This window comes from uncultured Roseibium sp. (genome assembly GCF_963675095.2).
In the GTDB taxonomy this organism is placed as follows: domain Bacteria; phylum Pseudomonadota; class Alphaproteobacteria; order Rhizobiales; family Stappiaceae; genus Roseibium.
Genome location: NZ_CAXXSJ010000066.1, coordinates 1 through 17,321 on the forward strand (window position 1 = coordinate 1; position 17,321 = coordinate 17,321).

Below are 17,321 nucleotides of genomic sequence, written 5' to 3' on the forward strand. Positions count from 1 at the left end.
GCCCACAACGCCATGCTCCACTGCGGAGCCCGCGGCTACGTCAAGCGCGGTCCCGCGCAGCGCCGCCTCCGCGAAGCCTATTTCGTTGCCATCGTGACGCCTGCCACCAAGCAGCTGCGCAAGATGCTGGCGGATCTCGGCGAGGCCTGAATAAGCCTCGCCGCAAAAAAGAGCGAAAAAACCAATTGCTCAAACAGAGGGGACCGGCCCTTCCCCGGTCGTCGGAGTGGAAAGGACAACAGACATGACGGACAAAAGCCTGATTTCACCGGCTGAACTGGAAAGCCTGGCTAAATCGGAATCCTGCGTGATCATCGACACGCGGGCCCCGGACGCCTTCGCCGCCGGGCACGTTCCCGGAGCGGTCAATCTGCATGACATCTTCACCTACCTGGCGACGTCCTCGCCGGAAGGCATCGTCGAACTCCGGGACAAGTTCGCAGAGGAATTCGGTTCGGTCGGCCTGTCCGGCGCGGAAACCGCTGTCATCTACGAACAGTCGATGAACACCGGCTTCGGCCAGTCCTGCCGCGGCTACTTCCTGCTGCAGTATCTCGGCTATCCGAAGATCAAGGTCCTGCACGGTGGCTATGCTGCCTGGACCGAGGCAGGCCTCCCGGTTTCCACGGAAGCGGCGGCACCTGAGCCGAAGACCTTCCCGATGACCGACACCGGCAAGGACCTGATGATGGACGCGGCGGCGATGCTCGACGCGGTCAAGGACGCTGCCGTCGTCAAGCTCGATGTCCGTGACATCGACGAGTGGATCGCGGGAAAGCTCTTCTCCCTATGGCAAGGACTTCTGCCCGCGCAAGGGCCGGATTCCGGGTGCCAAGTGGCTGGAGTGGTACCGGATGATGAAGCCGACCCCCGGCAGGTCCGATGCTCAAGAGCAAGGAAGAAGTGCTCGCCGAATGCGCGACCGTCGGCATCACGCCGGACACCCCGGTTGCCATCTACTGCTTCAAGGGCGCGCGCGCCTCGAACACCTACCTGGCGCTCAAGGAAGCCGGCGTGAAGGACGTGAAGATCTACTTCGGGGTCCTGGAACGAATGGTCCCGCGATCCGTCGCTGGCCGATCGAGGAAGGCCTGCCCTACTAAGGTCTGCCTCAAAATCGCATGGGACGCACTTGCAGCCGCGCCCCATGCGTTTCCTTCCCGAGTGAACTAGAAACCGAAACAGACACGACCCATGACGGACCCAATCCTCATCGTCGGCGCCGGCCAGGCCGGCATCAAGGCGGCCGAAACCCTGCGCGCGAAAGGCTACGACGGCGATGTCGTCATGTTGGGCGACGGAGGCCTTCCTGCCCTACCAGCGTCCGCCGCTGTCGAAAGCCTATCTGAAAGGCGAGATGGACGAGGAACGTTTGTTCCTGCGACCGGAGGCCTATTTCGAAACCCGCCTCGGTCGAACCTGCGCACGAAGACCTCGGTCGCGTCCATCGATCCGGCTGCCAAATGCATCGCGCTTTCAAACGGCACCCGCCTGCCCTATTCCTCCCTGCTGCTGGCGACCGGGACACGGGCGCGACAGATCCCGCTGGAGGGCGCCACGCTGGACGGCGTCTTCTCGCTCCGCACGATGGCCGATGTCGCCGCCATCCGGGACACCCTGGCCAAAGCCGAAAACGTCGCGATCCTGGGCGGCGGTTATATCGGCATGGAATTCGCCGCCGTTGCCGCCGGGCTCGGTAAGACCGTCACGGTCATCGAAGCCTGCGGGCGCGTGATGGAACGCTCCGTCGCACCTGAAATCTCGACCTATTTCCAGACCCTGCACAGGGCTCATGGCGTCACCCTGCGCCTGGAACAGAAAGTCGAGCGGCTGACCGGCGAAACTTCCGTCACCGGTGTCGCGCTCGGCGACGGCACGCAAATTCCCGCCGATCTGGTGCTTCTGGCCGTCGGAGCCGTTCCGGTTACCGGGCTTGCGGAGAGTGCCGGCCTTGCCGTCGGCAACGGCATCACCGTCGATGCCTATGCCCGCACTTCCGTGCCGGATATCTACGCCGCAGGCGATTGCACCGAATTTCCCTCCGCGCGCTATGGCCGGACAATCCGCCTGGAAAGCGTCCAGAACGCCATCGACCAGGCCAAGATCGCCGCTGGCAGCATCCTCGGCGAAACACAGGCTTATGATCCGGTTCCCTGGTTCTGGTCCGACCAGTACGACGCCAAGCTGCAGATCGCCGGCCTGTCGTCCGGCTACGACCGGACCGAACTGGAAGGCGCCTACGACGAGGGCCGTTTCGCCCTGAAATATTTCCTCGGCGACCGCCTGCTTGCCGTCGATACGGTCAATGCGCCGCGCGACCACATGATGGCCCGCAAGGCGCTCGCCCAGACAGGACCGGATAGCGACGGAACCCGCGAGGCTGCCGCCTGATCCCGTCCGGAAACATGACACCCTCAACAAGAAACACACGATCTTCAAAAGGAGCAATAAAATGAGCGCTACCGAAACTGCACCTGCACCGCTGATGAGCAAGCTGGAAATGACCGAGCTGATCATGGCGGCAAAATTCGCCAAGCAGACAAGCTGGGCCGAGATCTCCAAGGCGGCCGGCATGTCCGACGTCTTCGTGGTTTCCGCCTGCCTCGGCCAGAACACCCTGCCGGCGGAAGCCGCCGCCAAGGTTGCCGCCTTCCTTGGCCTCGGCAACCGCACCAAGGACGTGGAAATCGCGCTCCAGCTGCCGCCGAAGAAGGGCCAGGAAGCCGAGACCGTTTCCAAGGACCCGCTGATCTACCGTTTCTTCGAGATCACCTACGTCTACGGCGACACCATCAAGGAACTGATCCACGAGGAATTCGGCGACGGCATCATGAGCGCCATCGACTTCGACCTGAAGATCGACCGCATCCCGAACCCGAAGGGCGACCGCGTCCAGGTCACCATGACCGGCAAGTTCCTGCCCTATAACCAGTGGTAAGCCGCCGCTGACGACAAGATATGAAGGCCGGTGAGATCACTCTCACCGGCCTTTCGTTTATCCGATTTTCGATGGCAGACCGGAGGCCCGCTCGCCTCAAAGTGTTTCGACGTTCCGGCGCATGACGCGCATGACCCTTAGGAACGCTTCCAGGTCGTCCGGATCGGCGCCGTCGATCAGCTTCTCTTCGCGCTTGAGGGCAACGGCCAGGATCTCGTCATGCAAGGCGTATCCGGCATCGTTCAGCCACCAGATCTTCCGGCGCGGATCCTGTTCCTGGGCCTGGAAGTCCAGGAAGCCCCGCTCATGGAGTCGGGTCAGCGCTCGACTGGTCGCGGCCTTGTCGAGCGACACGACCTCGCAGATCCGGGAGGCGGGAATGCGCGGCTCGATCGCCAGCATCGACACCACGCGCCATTCAACGATGCCGATGTCGAATTTTTCCAGGTAAAGCAGGGACGCCCCCCGGGACAGGGCGTTGTTCACCGACGACAGGAAATAGGGGATATAGGTTGTCACATCGACGACCGGCCGGCCGTCCCGCGGTTTGGTCGGGCTCGAAACACGCCCCTCCGGACAGGTCTTCTTCCGGCTGTTGGGAGTCGTACCCTCGGGCGTGTGCTTGTTCATAGGCGAAGAGGCTCTTCCGTCCATGTCGGGGGTGCATTAGTCGTTCGATCCCGACATATCTCCCATTTTCACGGCAAAGTACACCGAGGCGGCGGTGCTGCTACGGAATGGCAGCGATATCTGCCTGTGCCGGGTAACACCGTCATCATTGCTGACTATCGGGAACATGCACGGTCAGACCGTCCATGCCGGCATTGACCGTGATCTGGCAGCCGAGGCGGCTGCCCGCCTTCAGTTCCGCGGTCGCGCATTCCAGCATCTCGGTTTCGCCTTCCGACTTTTCCGGAAGCCCGGCTGCCCAAGGTTCATCCACGTAGACATGGCAGGTGGCGCACATCATCGATCCGCCGCATTCCCCGACAATGCCATCGACGTTGTTGGCGACGGCGGCCTGCATGAGATTGTCTCCTTCCGGAACATCCACTTCGGTCCTTTGTCCGGAGGCTGAAACATAGGTGACCTTCACCAAGGCACTCTCCCTTATTGAACTTCTTACTTCGGATGAAAGCGGATCGGCATGCGGTCCAGGGCATGGATCGCATTGTTCGGGCGCCACACCGCTTCACCGGTCATCTCGATCGCACCAACCTTGTCGGCGAGTGCCAAGAGAACCGCTTCCACTTCGGCCCGGGCAACGTTCTGGCCGACGCAGCCGTGAATCCCGGTTCCAAAGGCCAGATGACCCGTCGGCCGGCGGGCGATGTCGAACCGGTCGGCCTCCGACCAGTGTTCGCCATCGAGATTGGCGGCACCGAGAACGCACAGGATCTTCGTGTCTTTGGCGATCGACACGCCTGAAACTTCGGTATCCACGTCCGCGGTCCGGCAGAAGGTATGCACCGGCGAGGTGTAGCGCAGGGCTTCCTCAAATGCCGGACGGGCCAGTTTGGGATCGGCCTTTAGCCGTTCGAACTCCTCGGGGAAACTAGCCAGGCACCAAAGTGCGCTGCCGATGCCGGTCACGGTCGTGTCCACGCCGGCCGACAGAAGCGAGCGGACGAGCATGCCCGCTTCTTCCATGGTCAGTTCCCCATTGTCGGCCGCCGCGTAGATCGTTGCGCCGAATCCTTCGGATTCGAGGTTTTCCCGGGCGCATTGCTCCATGATCCAGGGCACGATATCCGGCGCCTTGGCGAGGGCCGTGCGGCGAATTGCATTGTCTGGACCGAGTGCGTTGAAGACCATCGCCCCATAGTCGACCAGCGCGCGACGATTGGCCTGTTTCAAGCCGACCGCTTTCGGGAAGACCCGCACGGGGAAGACTTCCGCCAGATCTTCGACCGCTTCGAATGTCCCCTTTTCCAGAAGTTCATCGACGAGTTTGTCTGCCGCGGCCCGGAAATCCTCCTTCAGCTGCGCAACAGCCTTGGGAGACAATGCCCTTGCCATCACGGTCCGCGTTTTCGCGTGATAAGGCGGATCGACCTCCAGCACGATCGACGGCGGCCGCCAGGGCTTTTCAAGTTTGAAATCCAGGAGGCCGACACCGCGCGAGGAAACAAAACGGGAGTGATCGCCGAAGACTTCCTTGGTTTCTGCGTAACGCCCGCAGGCGAGAACCCCGTAGCGCGGGATATAGGCAAACGGCCCCTTGGCGCGCAGATCCGCATAATAGGCCTGAGGATCCGACAGTATCGCCGGATCGTAAGGATCGACATCCCAGACCGGAACGCCGTCCGGCACCTTGGGTACAATGTGGCCTTCGATCATGGTCATGATCCATCTCCCTTCGAAAGTTTGTCAGCCGGCCTGAAGGCCGACGTGCCGTTCCAATATTTCCGGTGACCGGCGCAGCTCTTCGCACGCCGCTTCATGAACGATCTCGCCGCCGTCGATGATGAGCGCGCGGGTGGCGAATTCGAGCGCAAGGTCCACATGCTGCTCGACCAGGACGACGGTCAGGCCTTGTTCGCCTGCCAAGCGCTCGAAAACACCCATCAGCATGTCGCAGATCACCGGCGCCAAGCCTTCCAGCGGTTCGTCCAGCATCAGCACGTCCGGGTCACCCAAAAGCGCCCGGGCGATGGACAGCATCTGCTGTTCGCCGCCCGACAGCTGGGTGCCGCCGTTCTTCCGCCGCTCCTTCAAACGGGGGAACAGGTCGTAGGCCTTCTCCAGATCCGAGTGTCGGCCGGCGCCCGCGAGGAGATTTTCCTCCACCGTCAGCGAGGGAAAGATATCCCGCGTCTGGGGCACCAGGCCCAGACCGAGGCGGGACCGGCTGTGGGTGTCGAGCCGGGTGATCGGCCGGTCGCCGTAGCTGATTTCCCCGCTGTGGACCCGGGTCAGTCCCATGATCGTGGCAAGGGTGGTCGTCTTGCCGACGCCGTTGCGCCCGACGATCGCAAGGCGTTCGCCCCTGGCAACCTCGAAGCTGACGTCGTTGAGCACATGGGTTGCGCCATAGCCTGCGGAAACGCCCTTGAGGGACAGGATCGGATCAGTCATGGCGCGCTCCGAGATAAAGGTCCCTGATCTGCGGATCTTGAGCGATCTCCGCGGGTGCCCCTTCCGTCAGAACGGTTCCGTTCACCAGCACGACGATGGAGCGGGCCACCTGAAACACCAGCTTCATGTCGTGTTCGATGATCAGGACGGCGAGGTCGTCCGGAAGAGCCGCTATGGCATCGGTGATCAGATGTGTGTCGCTGGTCGGAACGCCGGCCGCCGGTTCGTCGAGAATGAGGATCCGCGGTTTCAGGGCAAGCGTCAGCGCCATTTCGACCAAGCGCTGCTGGCCGTAGGCAAGCTGCTCGACTGGACGGTCGGCGTGACGTGACAGGTTGAAACTGTCCAGGAGCGCGTCCACCTCCGCATCGATGTCGGCCATCGACGCGGCCGCTCTGAAGAAGCCCCAGGACCGCCCTGCCCGTTCGAGCACGGGAAGGCGCAGATTTTCCCGCACCGTCAGGGCGCTGAACAGGGTCGTGATCTGGAAGGTCTTCGCGATCCCGGCCTTGACGCGCTTTGCCTCGGTAAGACGCCGGATATCCCGGCCGTCCAGAAAGATCTCGCCCGACGTCGGCGGCGTGATGCCGGTGATCAGATTGGCAAAGGTGGTCTTTCCGGCACCATTCGGTCCGATCAGGGCCTTCCGGTCTCCCGGTTTCAGATCGAGGTTGATGTCGTTTGCTACCGTCAGGCCGCCGAACCGCTTGTTCAGGTTGCGTATTTCAAGTCCGCCCATCATGACACCCTCCGTGCGAGGGAACGGACGACGTCTTTCAGCCCCAACAAGCCGGAGGGCACGAAGAAGACCACGGCCAGGACCATCGCCCCGATGACGAAGAGCCAGTTGAACGGATCCACGGAAGCGGCGGTATGGTGCACCACCATGAAGATCGCGGCTCCCAGGATCGCACCGTAGAGACGACCGGTTCCCCCGAGGATCAGCATGATCAGCGCCTCGGCGGACAGGGAGAAGGAATAAGCTTCCAGGCTGACCAGAGACGTGATCTGGGCAGCAAGCGCGCCGGCGATACCGGCGACGGCGCCGCCGATGGTGTAGAGCACCACCAGCCGCCAGTAGACGGAGGTGCCGATCGCCGTCATGCGCGCCGGACTGGCCTTGATGCCACGCACCGACAGTCCGAACGGAGACGCGGTGATCACTTTCAGGACGGCAAAGACCACACACAGAACGCCAAGCGCATACCAGTAGCCGGTCTGGCCGATGAAATCGAACTTCAGGCTGCCGAATAGCGGCTCCATGCGGATGCCACGCAGGCCGTCGGCACCGCCTGTGACCGGCCTCGCCTTGTTGGCGATCTCCTGCAGGATCTGGGCGGCGGCGATGGTCAGCATCAAAAGGGTCAGGCCGTGGGCCCGCATGACGACCAGGGCCGACAGGAAGGCGATGGCTGCTCCGGCCAGGGCCCCGACCAGCAGCCCGGCGACCGGGTCCGCCCAGACATGGATGGCAAACAGCCCGGCGGCATAGGCGCCGGTTCCGTACATAGCCGCCTGGCCCAACGTGGCGATGCCGCCATAACCCAGCACCAGATCCAGCGACAGCACCAGGATCATCATGATCAGGATGCGGGTCAGAAAGGCCAGATCATAGGGAAACAGGAAGAAGGCACAGACGGCCACGGCCAGGAGTGCGGCATCGGCCACAAGCCGCCGCGAGAAAAGCCCGCGTCTGCCGGATTGAACCTGAGCTGTCTCGGTGAGGCTCATGTCATGCCCTTCCAAGCAGGCCGTTGGGGCGCACGGCGAGCAGCGCCATGACACAGGCAAAGAAGAAGATCGTGCCGAAATCGGGGACGAGATACCGGGAGGCGGTTTCCAGGAGGCCGAGCCCGATTGCCGCGAAAAAGGAACCGGTAATCGAGCCCATGCCGCCAACCGCGACGACGATCAGGAACAGCACCATGTAGCGCAGCGGGTAATAGGCATCGATCGGCAACAATTCCGCGCCGAGAATGCCACCAAGGGCGGCCAGTCCGGCGCCAAGGCAGAAGGTAATCGCATAGACGTGGCCGGTGTTGATGCCGAGCGTGGCGGCGGCATTGCGGTTGTCCACCGAAGCACGCAGCCGGATGCCGAACCGGGTCCGCTCCAGAAGACCGTAGAGGCCGAGGATCACCAGAAACCCTACGCCGATCACCAGCAGACGATGGAGCGGCAGGGTGCGGAAGCCGAGATCGACGGAAACGGACAAGGATTTTGGAAGCGGGATCGCGAGCAATGAGGAACCGAACAGGACGTTCACCGTTGCGATGATCAGGAACGTGATGCCGATGGTCGCCAGGACCTGCTGCAGCTCGCCGAAACGGTAAATCCGGCGGTAGAGCAAGCGTTCAAGCGGCAAGGCAAGGACCATTGTGAAAGCGACCGAAAGCACGACGGCGATGCCGTAGGCCATGCCAGCGGAAGCCAGCAGTCCGTGCATGGTCACGCCGCCGATCAGGGCGAAGCCGCCATGGGCGAGATTGATGACGCGCATCAGCCCCATGGTGACGGACAGGCCGACCGCGATCATGAACAGGATCATACCGTAAGCGATCCCGTCCACTGCGATATTCAAAAGCAGTGACATCAGTTTTTGTTCCGAAGAATATCAGGCGTTCCGCGGGCGGCTCAGGCCGCCCGCGGGCTATGGCATTACGGGTTCCAGCCGAGATCACCGACGGTTGCGATGACCCCTTTTTCACGATTGACCAGAAGGCCGGATGCCGGGTCGCGTTCGACCTCGCGGATATAGACGTTCTGAATAACCGTCCGGGTTTCCGGATCCATCTTCAGCGGTCCGCGCGGGCTCTCCCACTCCAGTCCCTTCGCCACTTCGATCGCGGCCGGGCCGTCGCTGCCGGCAGCTGCCACCATCTCATAGATCAGGTGCGTGCCGTCATAGGCACCGACAGATGCCCAGTTGGCGATGGCGTCGGGGAACATTTCCGACAGACGCGAGGTGAAGGCTGCGTTCAGCTCGGAGTCGTGCGCACCGGAATAATGATAGGCCGTTGTCAGGCCGATGGCCGCGTCACCTAGCGCCTGAAGGTTGACCTCTTCGGTTTCCGCCGTGCCCAGAAACTTGATGCCTGCCTCGGCGAGACCGTTTTCGTTATAGGTCTTGGTGAAACCGAAGGTGGGCGGCCCGCCCGGCAGGAAGGCGAACAGGGCATCGGGAGCCTCGTCGCGGATCCGCTGGATGAACGGCGTGAAATCGGTCGTTGCCAGCGGCATGCGGATCGCATCGACCACCTTGCCGCCCTTGGCTTCAAAGGCGGCGGCAAATGCCTTTTCCGCATCGATGCCCGGGCCGTAGTCGGCCACCGTGGTCGCCACCGTGCGGATGCCCTGATCGTAGGCCCATTCGGCCATGGGGGCGGAGACCTGCCACAGGGTGTAGCTGGTGCGGACGTAGAACTCCGACTGCTTGTTGATCGCCGACGTGGCGGCGTTGAAGATCACCGTCGGCGTTTCGGACTGGTCGATCAGGGGTGCAACGGCGAGCGCGTTGGGCGTGAAGGTGAAACCGGCCAGATAATCGACCTGCTCACGGATCAGCAGTTCCTGCGCGAGCGAGCGTGAATTGTCCGGGTTCGGGCCACCGACATCCTTGTAGATGAATTCGATGTCGTGATCGCCGGCCTTGGTGCCGTGCTGATCGACATAGACGGCGATCGCTTCCTTGTACTGCTTTCCGTAGATGGCAAACGGACCGGAGAACGGCGCGATGACGCCGACCTTGATCGTGTCGGCGAAAGACAAACCGGTCCCGATGACCGAAAGCGCAAGAGCTGCGCCCGCGGCCTTCAAAAGGCTGTTCATTGGATTTTCCCTCCCTCTCGTGCGGGTTCCTCTTCCCGACGAGTTGCGATGTCAACACGCCAGAGCTAGCCATGAACGAGTTGTGATGTCAACTGCTTAAATTTTAGCCTCACATCCTTGCGGCCCATTCACCTGAATCAACGGCAAAGAACAACACGAAGAATAAGAAGCGTTATGCAGCCAAGCCTTTGTCTAACTTGCCTTTTTTCCGGATATTACCGCGTCGCCAATGAGGTCGCCGATCTCCGCCTCATTGAGGCCGAGCAGCCGCGACAGCACCTCGGGCGTCTGTTCGCCGAGCAGCGGCGGCGGGCTGGCGCCGTCCAACGGTTTGCCGGAGAACCGGATGGGCGTGCGCAGGAACTCCATGTCGCCGACAGAGGCGTGATGTGTCTTGCCGACGAGATCGCGGGCTCGCGTATGGGCCTGCTCCAGCGCCTGGCCGACATCGAGAATCGGCGCGCTCGGCACGTCGTATTCGGTGAGCCGATCAAGCCAGTAGGCATTGTCGTCGCGGCGCATCCGCTGCCCGATGATGTCTTCCAGCACCTGCCGGTTTTCCAGCCGGGCGGAATACTCGGCAAAGCGCGGATCCGACGTCAGCTCGGGCATGTCCAGGGCTTCGGCGAAATTGCGCCAGAAGATTTCCGTCAGGCAGGCGACGATTACATGGCCGTCCTTGGTCGGGTAAGCGCCATAGGGAACGATGTTCGGATGCTTTGTGCCGACCGGCTCCGGCGCCTTGCCGGTGACGAAATAGATCTGCGCGAGATAGCCGAGCATGCCCATCAGCCCGTCGAGCATGGCGACATCGATGCGCTGGCCCTTGCCGGTCCGCTGGCGTTCCACCAGGGCCGCAAGGACCCCGAACAGGGCATAGATACCACCGGCCATATCGCCGAGGGGGAGCCCGAGCCGGTTGGGCGTGGCGCCCGCCTCGCGATTGATGCTCATGACACCCGACAGGGCCTGGGCGACGACGTCAAAGGCCGGCTTCTCACTCAACGGGCTGTCGTTGCCGAAGCCACTGATGGAGCAATAGAGAAGCCCGGGATTGTCCTTGGACAGGGTTTCGTAGCCGAGGCCGAGCTTGTCCATCACGCCGGGGCGGAAATTCTCCACCACGATATCGACTTCGCCCGCCAGCCGGCGGGGCAAGGTCGGCACCGCGCTCCGACTTCAGATCGAGAGCAATGCTTTGCTTGCCGCGATTGAGCGCGATGAAATAGTGGCTGAAAGGGCCCTTGAACGGCGGGAAGTGCCGGGTCTCGTCGCCCTTGTCGATGGTTTCGATCTTGATCACTTCCGCACCGAGATCCGCGAGGATCTGCGTGGCATAGGGGCCGGACAGGATGCGCGAGAAATCCAGCACCCGGATACCGGCAAGCGGGCCGGGCTTTGCCGTTTCAGCCTGAGTTTCCATTGTCCCGCTCCTCCCCAGGGCGTGATTTGACGCATTTCATGACGCAGGACGCCTTCAGTATGAGGGCGTCATCCGACGTGATCTCGGCGTCGAGAAAAACCATCGATCCCTTCCGGTCCACCAGGCGTGCTTCCACCTCCAGGAAGTCGCCGGGCTTTGCGGAACTCAGGAACGTCGTGTCCATGTGAACCGTGACCACCGGCTGTCGCTCCACCGCCTCCCAGGCAATGAGCGACATGGCCTGATCCACCAGGGCGGTCAGCGTGCCGCCGTGGATCACGCCAATGGCATTGGCATGCTGGGGCCCGGTCTGCAGGCCGTAGCGCCAGGTCTCCTCCGACCGCTTCGCAAGCAGCGGACCGATGGCCGCCATCAGCCCCACCGACTTCAGCGGCCGCCAGTCGACCTGTGCCTCGCCGCTCATTTGGAAGACCTCGCCGCCTTGCCGGCTTTGCCATGGGCTTCGCCGCCCTCCGGACCGAAGAGGAGCGAGGCGACCTCGTCACGGATGGCCAGCATGTCCTGAGCGATGGCATCGACACCGATTGCGTCGACCTTCTCGGAAATTCCGATGGCGACCAGACTGTGGGTCATGTGACCGGCGTGATTGAAAAAGGGCACGGCTAGAATGGTGACGCCACCGATATAGGTGCCGGTATCGACCGCATAGCCTTTTTCGCGCGCTTCATCGCATTCCGCTTTCCATGCCTCATAGGTCGGCGGGTGTTCCCAGTTCAGCCGGGCAAACCCCTTCTTCAGGCTTGCCTCAGACAGGGCATTGAAGGCCGCAAAGCAGCGGCCGGTCGCACTGATGAGGGCCGGGAACCGGCTGCCCAGATCGACCTGCAGGCGGAACGGCAGCGGCGCCTGAGACAGGGCAACCACCACCATGTGTTCTGGATCGCTCAACTGGGTCGCGACACCGGTCACGCCGAAACGCAGCGACAGTTCCGTCAGCCTGCGTTCCACGAGGTTGGCGAAGGTGTTCTTCTGGATCGCGCTGCGGGCGATCGGCAGAATGCCGACGTCGATCGAGTAACGTTTGGACACCGGATCGAAGGCCACCAGCCCCTCGTCCACCAGGACGCGCAGGATATGCAGGCACGTGCTCGGAATCAGTTCCAGTTCGCGGGCGATCTGGTTGACGCCGATGGGCTCATTGGCCTTGCCGAGCTGCCTCAGGATGCCGATCGCGCGGGTCACTGCCGGGACCTGGCGCTTACGCATGTCCTTGTCTGACGAGGCTTCCATTCATTCCTCCCGTTCATTGTCTATACGCAATTTATAAACGCACTGACAACAATTCATGTCGGTTTATCGTTTTTGCTTTCCGATTGCAACGGCCAATAAGTACCGCACTCTTTCAAATCCGACAATGAGGACCACACCGCCTCACCCCAATTTTTTTCCTCGCCTCAAATTTCGATAATACTCATTTTTTTCAATGACTTATTCAGATACTAAAGCCACCTCTGCAAGAAGTTTCTCTTTATAGTTGCCTTTCAAATTCATTGTCTATAGACAATAAGAAAACATATTGACAATAAAAATTGATGACGCCTATGCTCAGCTCCAATGGCGATGACAGCCAATGGAACCGGGAGGAGTGAGGCGTGGTGAAGCTGACCGACTACACGTCGTATTCGGATGCACAGAAGCATTACTCGAAGCAGGCGCTTTGGGAGCTGTTCGACGGAACGCGCGAACGGTTCAACATCACGCACGAGTGCATCGACCGGCATGTGAACGGCGAAAATGTCGCGCTGCGCATTGCCCACGCCGACGGCCGGGACGAGATCATCACATTCGCCGACCTCAGCCGCCGTGCATCCCAGTTTGCGCATTACCTGAAGAACCGCGGCATCGGCAAAGACGACCGCGTGGCGGTCATGCTGGAACCCTCGCTCGGCTATTACGCTGCGCTGTTCGGTGCCATCAAAGCTGGTGCCGTGGCCGTGCCGATGTTCACGCTGTTCGGTCCGGAAGGCATCCGCCTGCGTGCCGACGACTGCAAGCCGAAGCTGATGTTCACCAATCCGGAAAAGGCCGGTGACGCAGAAGCAGCCGGCAACCTGGATGTCGTCGTGGTCGATGAGGCCTTCCTGACGTCGATTGCCGAACTGCCGGCAACCTTCGACTGGGACACTGCCGGCAACGATCTCGCGGTGCTGCAATACACCTCTGGCACGACCCGGTTGCTGCCGGCCGCGGTCCGGCACACCCATCGTTCAATCGTGACGCTGATGGTGGCCGCCCTTTATGCGACCGGCATCCGTCCGGGCGACCGGTTCTTCTGCCCTTCTTCGCCGGCCTGGGGCCATGGCCTTTGGCACGGCACCATGGCACCGCTCGCGCTCGGGGTCTCGACCGGAACCTTCTCCGGCAAATTCGATCCGGTCCGCCTGCTGAAGGCCTTGCAGGACTTCAATATCACCAACCTCACCGCTGCAGCCACCCATTACCGGATGATGCGCAATTCCGGCGAAGCGGAAAACTTCACCTACGCTTTCGAAAAGCTCACCTTCACCGGCGAACCGATCGACAGCGAGACCGCTGCCTTCTGTGAGCGCGTGTTCGGCACCAAGGTGCGGTCCATGTACGGCACGACCGAAATCGGCGTGATCATCTCCAACTATCCCGGCGCCGATGACCTGGAAGTACGCGACGGCGCCATGGCAAAGCCGTGCCGGGGGTCGAGGTCGAGGTCCAGGATGCGAACGGCAATCCGGCCAAGCCCGGCGAGACGGGCGAGCTGATGGTCAAGAAGGGCGGCGAATGGTTCCCGACCAAGGATCTCGGCCGGGTCGACGAGGACGGCTATTTCTACCACGGCGGCCGGGCCGACGACGTGATCATTTCCGCCGGTTGGACCATCGGTGCGGTGGAGATCGAGGACGCGATCCTGAAACACCCGATGGTCGCCGAGGCCGCCGCGATCGGCGTGCCCGACGAGGTCCGCGGTCAGGTGGTGAAGGCCTATGTCATCCTGAAGGGTGAGAAGACCGAAGGTCTGACCGAAGAAATCCAGGACCTGGTCCGCCAGAACCTCAGCCGCCACGAATATCCGCGGCAGGTCGAATTCGTCGACACATTACCCAAGACACCCGCCGGAAAGGTCAACCGCAAGGTTCTTCGCGATGCCGTCGCGAAGAACTCCGCGGACGCAGCCTGACGGCACAGATCACAACGCCATTTATTGGGAGGTTTAAATGAACGAAGTTGCGCACAAGCAATTTCCGAAGATCACGGAAGAAGGCCTGCTCGAGCTGCAGGCGCGTATCGGCGTCAAGATCGAGAACACGGTCGAGCCCTGGTGCTATGAAGCAACCCGGGACAACATCCGCCACTATGCGCATGGCATCGGCGACGACAATCCGCTGTGGTGCGATCCGGAGTATGCGAAGGGCACCAAATTCGGCGATGTGATCGCCCTGCCGAGCTTCCTGTTCGCCACCAGTCGCATCATCTCCGGCTATGTCGGCGGCCTGCCGGGCGTGCATGCCATGTGGTCGGGTGCCGACTGGACCTGGCACAAGCCGATCCTGCGCAACACGGAAATCCGTACCGAAGCCTGGCTGAAGGATCTGATCCCGCACGAGACCCGCTTTGCAGGCCGCGCGATCCAGCAGATCTATCACGTCAAGTTCTACGACGCGAAGACCGGGGACCTGCTTTCGGAAGCCGACAGCTGGTGCTTCCGCACCGACCGCGACGCGGCTCGGGAAAACGGCACCAAATACACCGAAGTCCGCAACCGGGAACCGCGCGTCTATACCCAGGAAGAGCTGGACAGCTACACCAAATACTATGAACAGGAACAGATCCGCGGTTCGGAGACCCGCTACTGGGACGACGTGGTCGAAGGTGAGGAGCTGCCGACCATGGTCAAGGGCCCGATGACGGTCACCGGCTTCATCGCCTATGCCCAGGGCTGGGGTGGCCTTTATATCCGCGCCAACAAGCTTGCCTGGCAGCTGCAGCAGAAGCACCCCGGTGCCGGCATCAAGAACCGCTTCGGCATTCCCGACTGCCCGGAACGTGTCCATTGGGAAGAGGAATTCGCCCTGATGGTCGGCGCACCGGGCGCCTATGACTACGGCCCGGAACGCACGTCCTGGCTCACTCACCAGATCACCAACTGGATGGGCGACGACGGTTTCCTTGCCAAGGCCAAGTGTCAGGTCCGCCGGCACAACCCGGAAGGTGACATCATCCTGATCAACGGCCATGTCAGCCGCAAGTTCGTGGAAGACGGCAAGCATTTCGTCGAAATCTCGCAACGCGCCGAACAACAGGACGGGGAACTGTCCGCTGTCGGTAGTGCCATCGTGGAGCTGCCAACCCGGTAACACGATGTGCAGGCGGCGGGTCGCCGGAGACCCCGCCGCCACCCTTTCACCAATGGAACGTTACTGGGAGGAGCGGTCCATGGAACGGTTTGAAACCATTTTGAAACGCGTCGAGGATGTCCTGCATGTTCTCGGCTGCGCTGCGCTCGTCCTGATCGCGGTGCTGATCAACGCCGATATTCTCGGCCGGCTGTTTTTCCGCACCCCGCTGCAATTCCAGTTCGAGATGGTGGAATTCTATCTCATGCCGGCGGTCGCGACCCTGTCCCTGTCGCGGGTCTTCCGGGAGAACGGCCATCTGTGCCTGGAGTTCATCTCCCCGCAGACCTTCGGACCGTTCTGGCCCTATGTCCGCATCTTCATGCTGCTGTGTTCGGCCGCCTTCTTTGGCGCCGTGAGCTACATGTCCGGCCGGTTCACGCTCCAGGCCTTTCAACGCGACGAAGTCTATTTCGGCATCATCGACTGGCCGCTCGGCTGGGCCTACCTGTCCGTTCCCCTTGCCTGCTCCGTTCTGACGGTGCGGCTCCTGTTCGAAATCACAAGAAAAAGAAGCGCAGCCAGCGCTCCGGCACTCTGAACCCTTGGAGGAGGAAACATGAAACGACTCGTTACAGGCCTCATGGCTACAATCGCTGGGGCCGCAATCGCCGGAACCGCGCTCGCGGGACTTGGCGTCCTGTCGGCGCAGGCGGAAGAACTCCGGCTGGGCGACTTCCAATCGACCACGCATATCGTGTCCATGGAAGGCACGCAGAAGTGGATGAAACAGGTCGAGGAAATGACCGGCGGAAAGATCACTTTCTCCCATTTCCCGGCGCAGCAGGCCGCTAAATCCAAGGAACTGCTCAGCGCGACCACGAACGGCATCGTGGACGCCGCCCTGATCGGTCCGATCTACAATGCGGAAGTTCTGCCGCTGAATTCGGTCGTGGGCCTGCCCGGCTTCTACACCACCGCCCAGCAGGGCACCGCAGCCCTCCAGAAGATGATGCAGGAAGGCCCGTTGCGGGATGAGATGCTCAATGCCGGTGTCGTCCCGATCTTCGCCTTCGTCCTGCCGCCCTACCAGATCCTGTCGAAAGACAAGCACCTCGGCGGACCGGACGACTGGAAGGGCCTGAATATCCGCACCAGCGGCGCCACCCAGGCCATGGTCGCCCGCGACCTGGGCGCAGCCGGCGTGAGCATCGCAGGTCCGGAAGTCTACACGGCCGTCGAACGGGGCCGTCTCGACGGCGTCCTTTTCCCGCTCGCCTCGGTCCCCGGCTACAATCTTCAGGAAGTGGTCAAACACATCTCCACGAACGGTGCGTTCGGCGGCTACAGCTTCATCCTCGTGGTCCGGCGTGATCTTTTCGAAGGCCTGCCGCAGGAGACGCAGGATGCCATGCTGAAGGCCGGCGCTGAGGTCGCCATGCATGTGGCCAAGGCCCAGGACGATTCCGTCGCGGTCCTGACCCAGAAATGGGCCGAAGACGGCATAGACGTCTACCAGTTCACCGATGAGGAACACGCCGCGATCAACAAGGCGATCTCAACGGTGCGCGAGGAATGGCTCGACCGGATCGGGGGGCGCAATCCGAAAGCCGCCGACGTGGTCGCCCAGTACAGCGAGCTGACAAAAGAATAACGAAAACAGGGTCAAAAGGCGCCGCGGCAGTCTCTTGGAAATCGCCGCGACGCCTTTTGCGTCCCCGGGAGT

19 protein-coding genes and 2 pseudogenes are annotated in these 17,321 nt (G+C 61.9%); 9 read left to right on the plus strand and 12 right to left on the minus strand.

The genetic code is table 11. The annotated features are described in order from the left end of the window. The 4 genes and pseudogenes from ABIN98_RS25925 to cynS all read left to right on the plus strand — a co-directional run. Positions 1-150: pseudogene (locus ABIN98_RS25925) on the plus strand (acyl-CoA dehydrogenase); the annotation flags it as partial. Between the two features lie 94 nt (positions 151-244). After that, positions 245-1,103 (plus strand): annotated as a pseudogene (locus ABIN98_RS25930) (sulfurtransferase). A 91-nt stretch (positions 1,104-1,194) separates the two neighbouring features. After that, complete coding sequence (locus tag ABIN98_RS25935; protein ID WP_346914628.1) at positions 1,195-2,391, plus strand: FAD-dependent oxidoreductase; 1,197 nt, start codon at positions 1,195-1,197, stop codon at positions 2,389-2,391. Between the two features lie 61 nt (positions 2,392-2,452). Continuing rightward, complete coding sequence (gene cynS / locus ABIN98_RS25940; protein WP_346914630.1) at positions 2,453-2,938, plus strand: cyanase; 486 nt, start codon at positions 2,453-2,455, stop codon at positions 2,936-2,938. A gap of 96 nt (positions 2,939-3,034) precedes the next feature. On the opposite strand, the gene ABIN98_RS25945 is transcribed toward cynS, so the two are convergent. The 12 genes from ABIN98_RS25945 to ABIN98_RS26000 form a co-directional block, all read right to left on the minus strand. Beyond that, positions 3,035-3,568 carry a MarR family winged helix-turn-helix transcriptional regulator gene (locus ABIN98_RS25945; RefSeq protein ID WP_346914632.1) on the minus strand — a complete coding sequence of 178 codons (534 nt, stop codon included), beginning with the start codon at positions 3,566-3,568 and terminating at the stop codon, positions 3,035-3,037. Positions 3,569-3,713: 145 nt separating this feature from the next. Continuing rightward, the gene (locus ABIN98_RS25950) at positions 3,714-4,034 is read right to left on the minus strand and encodes a 2Fe-2S iron-sulfur cluster-binding protein (protein WP_346914703.1); all 321 of its coding nucleotides are present in this window, start codon (positions 4,032-4,034) and stop codon (positions 3,714-3,716) included. Positions 4,035-4,060: 26 nt separating this feature from the next. Continuing rightward, complete coding sequence (locus ABIN98_RS25955; protein WP_346914634.1) at positions 4,061-5,284, minus strand: cytochrome P450; 1,224 nt, start codon at positions 5,282-5,284, stop codon at positions 4,061-4,063. Positions 5,285-5,308: 24 nt separating this feature from the next. Next, entirely contained in the window at positions 5,309-6,016 is a 708-nt protein-coding gene (locus ABIN98_RS25960) for an ABC transporter ATP-binding protein (RefSeq protein WP_346914636.1), read from the minus strand. Beyond that, on the minus strand, positions 6,009-6,758 hold the full coding sequence (locus tag ABIN98_RS25965; protein ID WP_346914638.1) for an ABC transporter ATP-binding protein: 750 nt from the start codon (positions 6,756-6,758) through the stop codon (positions 6,009-6,011). Before ABIN98_RS25965 ends, ABIN98_RS25960 begins: the two co-directional genes overlap by 8 nt. Further along, positions 6,755-7,747: a branched-chain amino acid ABC transporter permease gene (locus ABIN98_RS25970; RefSeq protein ID WP_346914640.1), complete on the minus strand. Its 993-nt coding sequence runs from the start codon at positions 7,745-7,747 to the stop codon at positions 6,755-6,757. The genes ABIN98_RS25965 and ABIN98_RS25970 overlap by 4 nt, the downstream gene beginning before the upstream one ends. Position 7,748: 1 nt before the next feature. Further along, positions 7,749-8,609, minus strand: coding sequence for a branched-chain amino acid ABC transporter permease (locus ABIN98_RS25975; RefSeq protein WP_346914642.1), 861 nt, complete (start codon positions 8,607-8,609; stop codon positions 7,749-7,751). Between the two features lie 65 nt (positions 8,610-8,674). Next, positions 8,675-9,844 carry an ABC transporter substrate-binding protein gene (locus tag ABIN98_RS25980; RefSeq protein WP_346914644.1) on the minus strand — a complete coding sequence of 390 codons (1,170 nt, stop codon included), beginning with the start codon at positions 9,842-9,844 and terminating at the stop codon, positions 8,675-8,677. 192 nt (positions 9,845-10,036) lie between these two features. Next, on the minus strand, positions 10,037-10,942 hold the full coding sequence (locus tag ABIN98_RS25985) for a CaiB/BaiF CoA-transferase family protein (protein WP_346914705.1): 906 nt from the start codon (positions 10,940-10,942) through the stop codon (positions 10,037-10,039). Then, a complete protein-coding gene (locus ABIN98_RS25990; protein WP_346914646.1) occupies positions 10,842-11,267 on the minus strand; it encodes a CoA transferase in 426 nt (141 codons plus the stop codon). The genes ABIN98_RS25985 and ABIN98_RS25990 overlap by 101 nt, the downstream gene beginning before the upstream one ends. Further along, positions 11,251-11,691, minus strand: a complete 441-nt coding sequence (locus tag ABIN98_RS25995) for a PaaI family thioesterase (protein ID WP_346914648.1) — start codon at positions 11,689-11,691, stop codon at positions 11,251-11,253. The genes ABIN98_RS25990 and ABIN98_RS25995 overlap by 17 nt, the downstream gene beginning before the upstream one ends. Further along, complete coding sequence (locus ABIN98_RS26000; protein ID WP_346914650.1) at positions 11,688-12,518, minus strand: IclR family transcriptional regulator; 831 nt, start codon at positions 12,516-12,518, stop codon at positions 11,688-11,690. Before ABIN98_RS26000 ends, ABIN98_RS25995 begins: the two co-directional genes overlap by 4 nt. A 362-nt stretch (positions 12,519-12,880) precedes the next feature. On the opposite strand from ABIN98_RS26000, the gene ABIN98_RS26005 reads away from it, so the two are divergent. The 5 genes from ABIN98_RS26005 (at position 12,881) to dctP (ending at position 17,249) form a co-directional block, all read left to right on the plus strand. Then, entirely contained in the window at positions 12,881-14,023 is a 1,143-nt protein-coding gene (locus ABIN98_RS26005; protein ID WP_346914652.1) for an acyl-CoA synthetase, read from the plus strand. Continuing rightward, positions 13,951-14,439, plus strand: a complete 489-nt coding sequence (locus tag ABIN98_RS26010; protein WP_346914654.1) for a hypothetical protein — start codon at positions 13,951-13,953, stop codon at positions 14,437-14,439. Before ABIN98_RS26005 ends, ABIN98_RS26010 begins: the two co-directional genes overlap by 73 nt. A 37-nt stretch (positions 14,440-14,476) precedes the next feature. Continuing rightward, positions 14,477-15,616: a MaoC family dehydratase N-terminal domain-containing protein gene (locus tag ABIN98_RS26015; RefSeq protein ID WP_346914656.1), complete on the plus strand. Its 1,140-nt coding sequence runs from the start codon at positions 14,477-14,479 to the stop codon at positions 15,614-15,616. A 79-nt stretch (positions 15,617-15,695) separates the two neighbouring features. Then, a complete protein-coding gene (locus ABIN98_RS26020) occupies positions 15,696-16,196 on the plus strand; it encodes a TRAP transporter small permease (RefSeq protein WP_346914657.1) in 501 nt (166 codons plus the stop codon). An 18-nt stretch (positions 16,197-16,214) separates the two neighbouring features. Then, complete coding sequence (dctP, locus tag ABIN98_RS26025) at positions 16,215-17,249, plus strand: TRAP transporter substrate-binding protein DctP (protein ID WP_346914659.1); 1,035 nt, start codon at positions 16,215-16,217, stop codon at positions 17,247-17,249. Positions 17,250-17,321: the final 72 nt, after the last annotated feature.

Coding starts and splice junctions, on each gene's coding strand:
- ABIN98_RS25935 (WP_346914628.1), top strand. CDS start 1,195: ATGACGGACCCAATCCTCATCGTCGGCGCCGGCCAGGCCGGCATCAAG.
- cynS (WP_346914630.1), top strand. CDS start 2,453: ATGAGCGCTACCGAAACTGCACCTGCACCGCTGATGAGCAAGCTGGAA.
- ABIN98_RS25945 (WP_346914632.1), bottom strand. CDS start 3,568: ATGAACAAGCACACGCCCGAGGGTACGACTCCCAACAGCCGGAAGAAG.
- ABIN98_RS25955 (WP_346914634.1), bottom strand. CDS start 5,284: ATGACCATGATCGAAGGCCACATTGTACCCAAGGTGCCGGACGGCGTT.
- ABIN98_RS25960 (WP_346914636.1), bottom strand. CDS start 6,016: ATGACTGATCCGATCCTGTCCCTCAAGGGCGTTTCCGCAGGCTATGGC.
- ABIN98_RS25965 (WP_346914638.1), bottom strand. CDS start 6,758: ATGATGGGCGGACTTGAAATACGCAACCTGAACAAGCGGTTCGGCGGC.
- ABIN98_RS25970 (WP_346914640.1), bottom strand. CDS start 7,747: ATGAGCCTCACCGAGACAGCTCAGGTTCAATCCGGCAGACGCGGGCTT.
- ABIN98_RS25975 (WP_346914642.1), bottom strand. CDS start 8,609: ATGTCACTGCTTTTGAATATCGCAGTGGACGGGATCGCTTACGGTATG.
- ABIN98_RS25980 (WP_346914644.1), bottom strand. CDS start 9,844: ATGAACAGCCTTTTGAAGGCCGCGGGCGCAGCTCTTGCGCTTTCGGTC.
- ABIN98_RS25985 (WP_346914705.1), bottom strand. CDS start 10,942: ATGGACAAGCTCGGCCTCGGCTACGAAACCCTGTCCAAGGACAATCCC.
- ABIN98_RS25990 (WP_346914646.1), bottom strand. CDS start 11,267: ATGGAAACTCAGGCTGAAACGGCAAAGCCCGGCCCGCTTGCCGGTATC.
- ABIN98_RS25995 (WP_346914648.1), bottom strand. CDS start 11,691: ATGAGCGGCGAGGCACAGGTCGACTGGCGGCCGCTGAAGTCGGTGGGG.
- ABIN98_RS26000 (WP_346914650.1), bottom strand. CDS start 12,518: ATGGAAGCCTCGTCAGACAAGGACATGCGTAAGCGCCAGGTCCCGGCA.
- ABIN98_RS26015 (WP_346914656.1), top strand. CDS start 14,477: ATGAACGAAGTTGCGCACAAGCAATTTCCGAAGATCACGGAAGAAGGC.
- ABIN98_RS26020 (WP_346914657.1), top strand. CDS start 15,696: ATGGAACGGTTTGAAACCATTTTGAAACGCGTCGAGGATGTCCTGCAT.
- dctP (WP_346914659.1), top strand. CDS start 16,215: ATGAAACGACTCGTTACAGGCCTCATGGCTACAATCGCTGGGGCCGCA.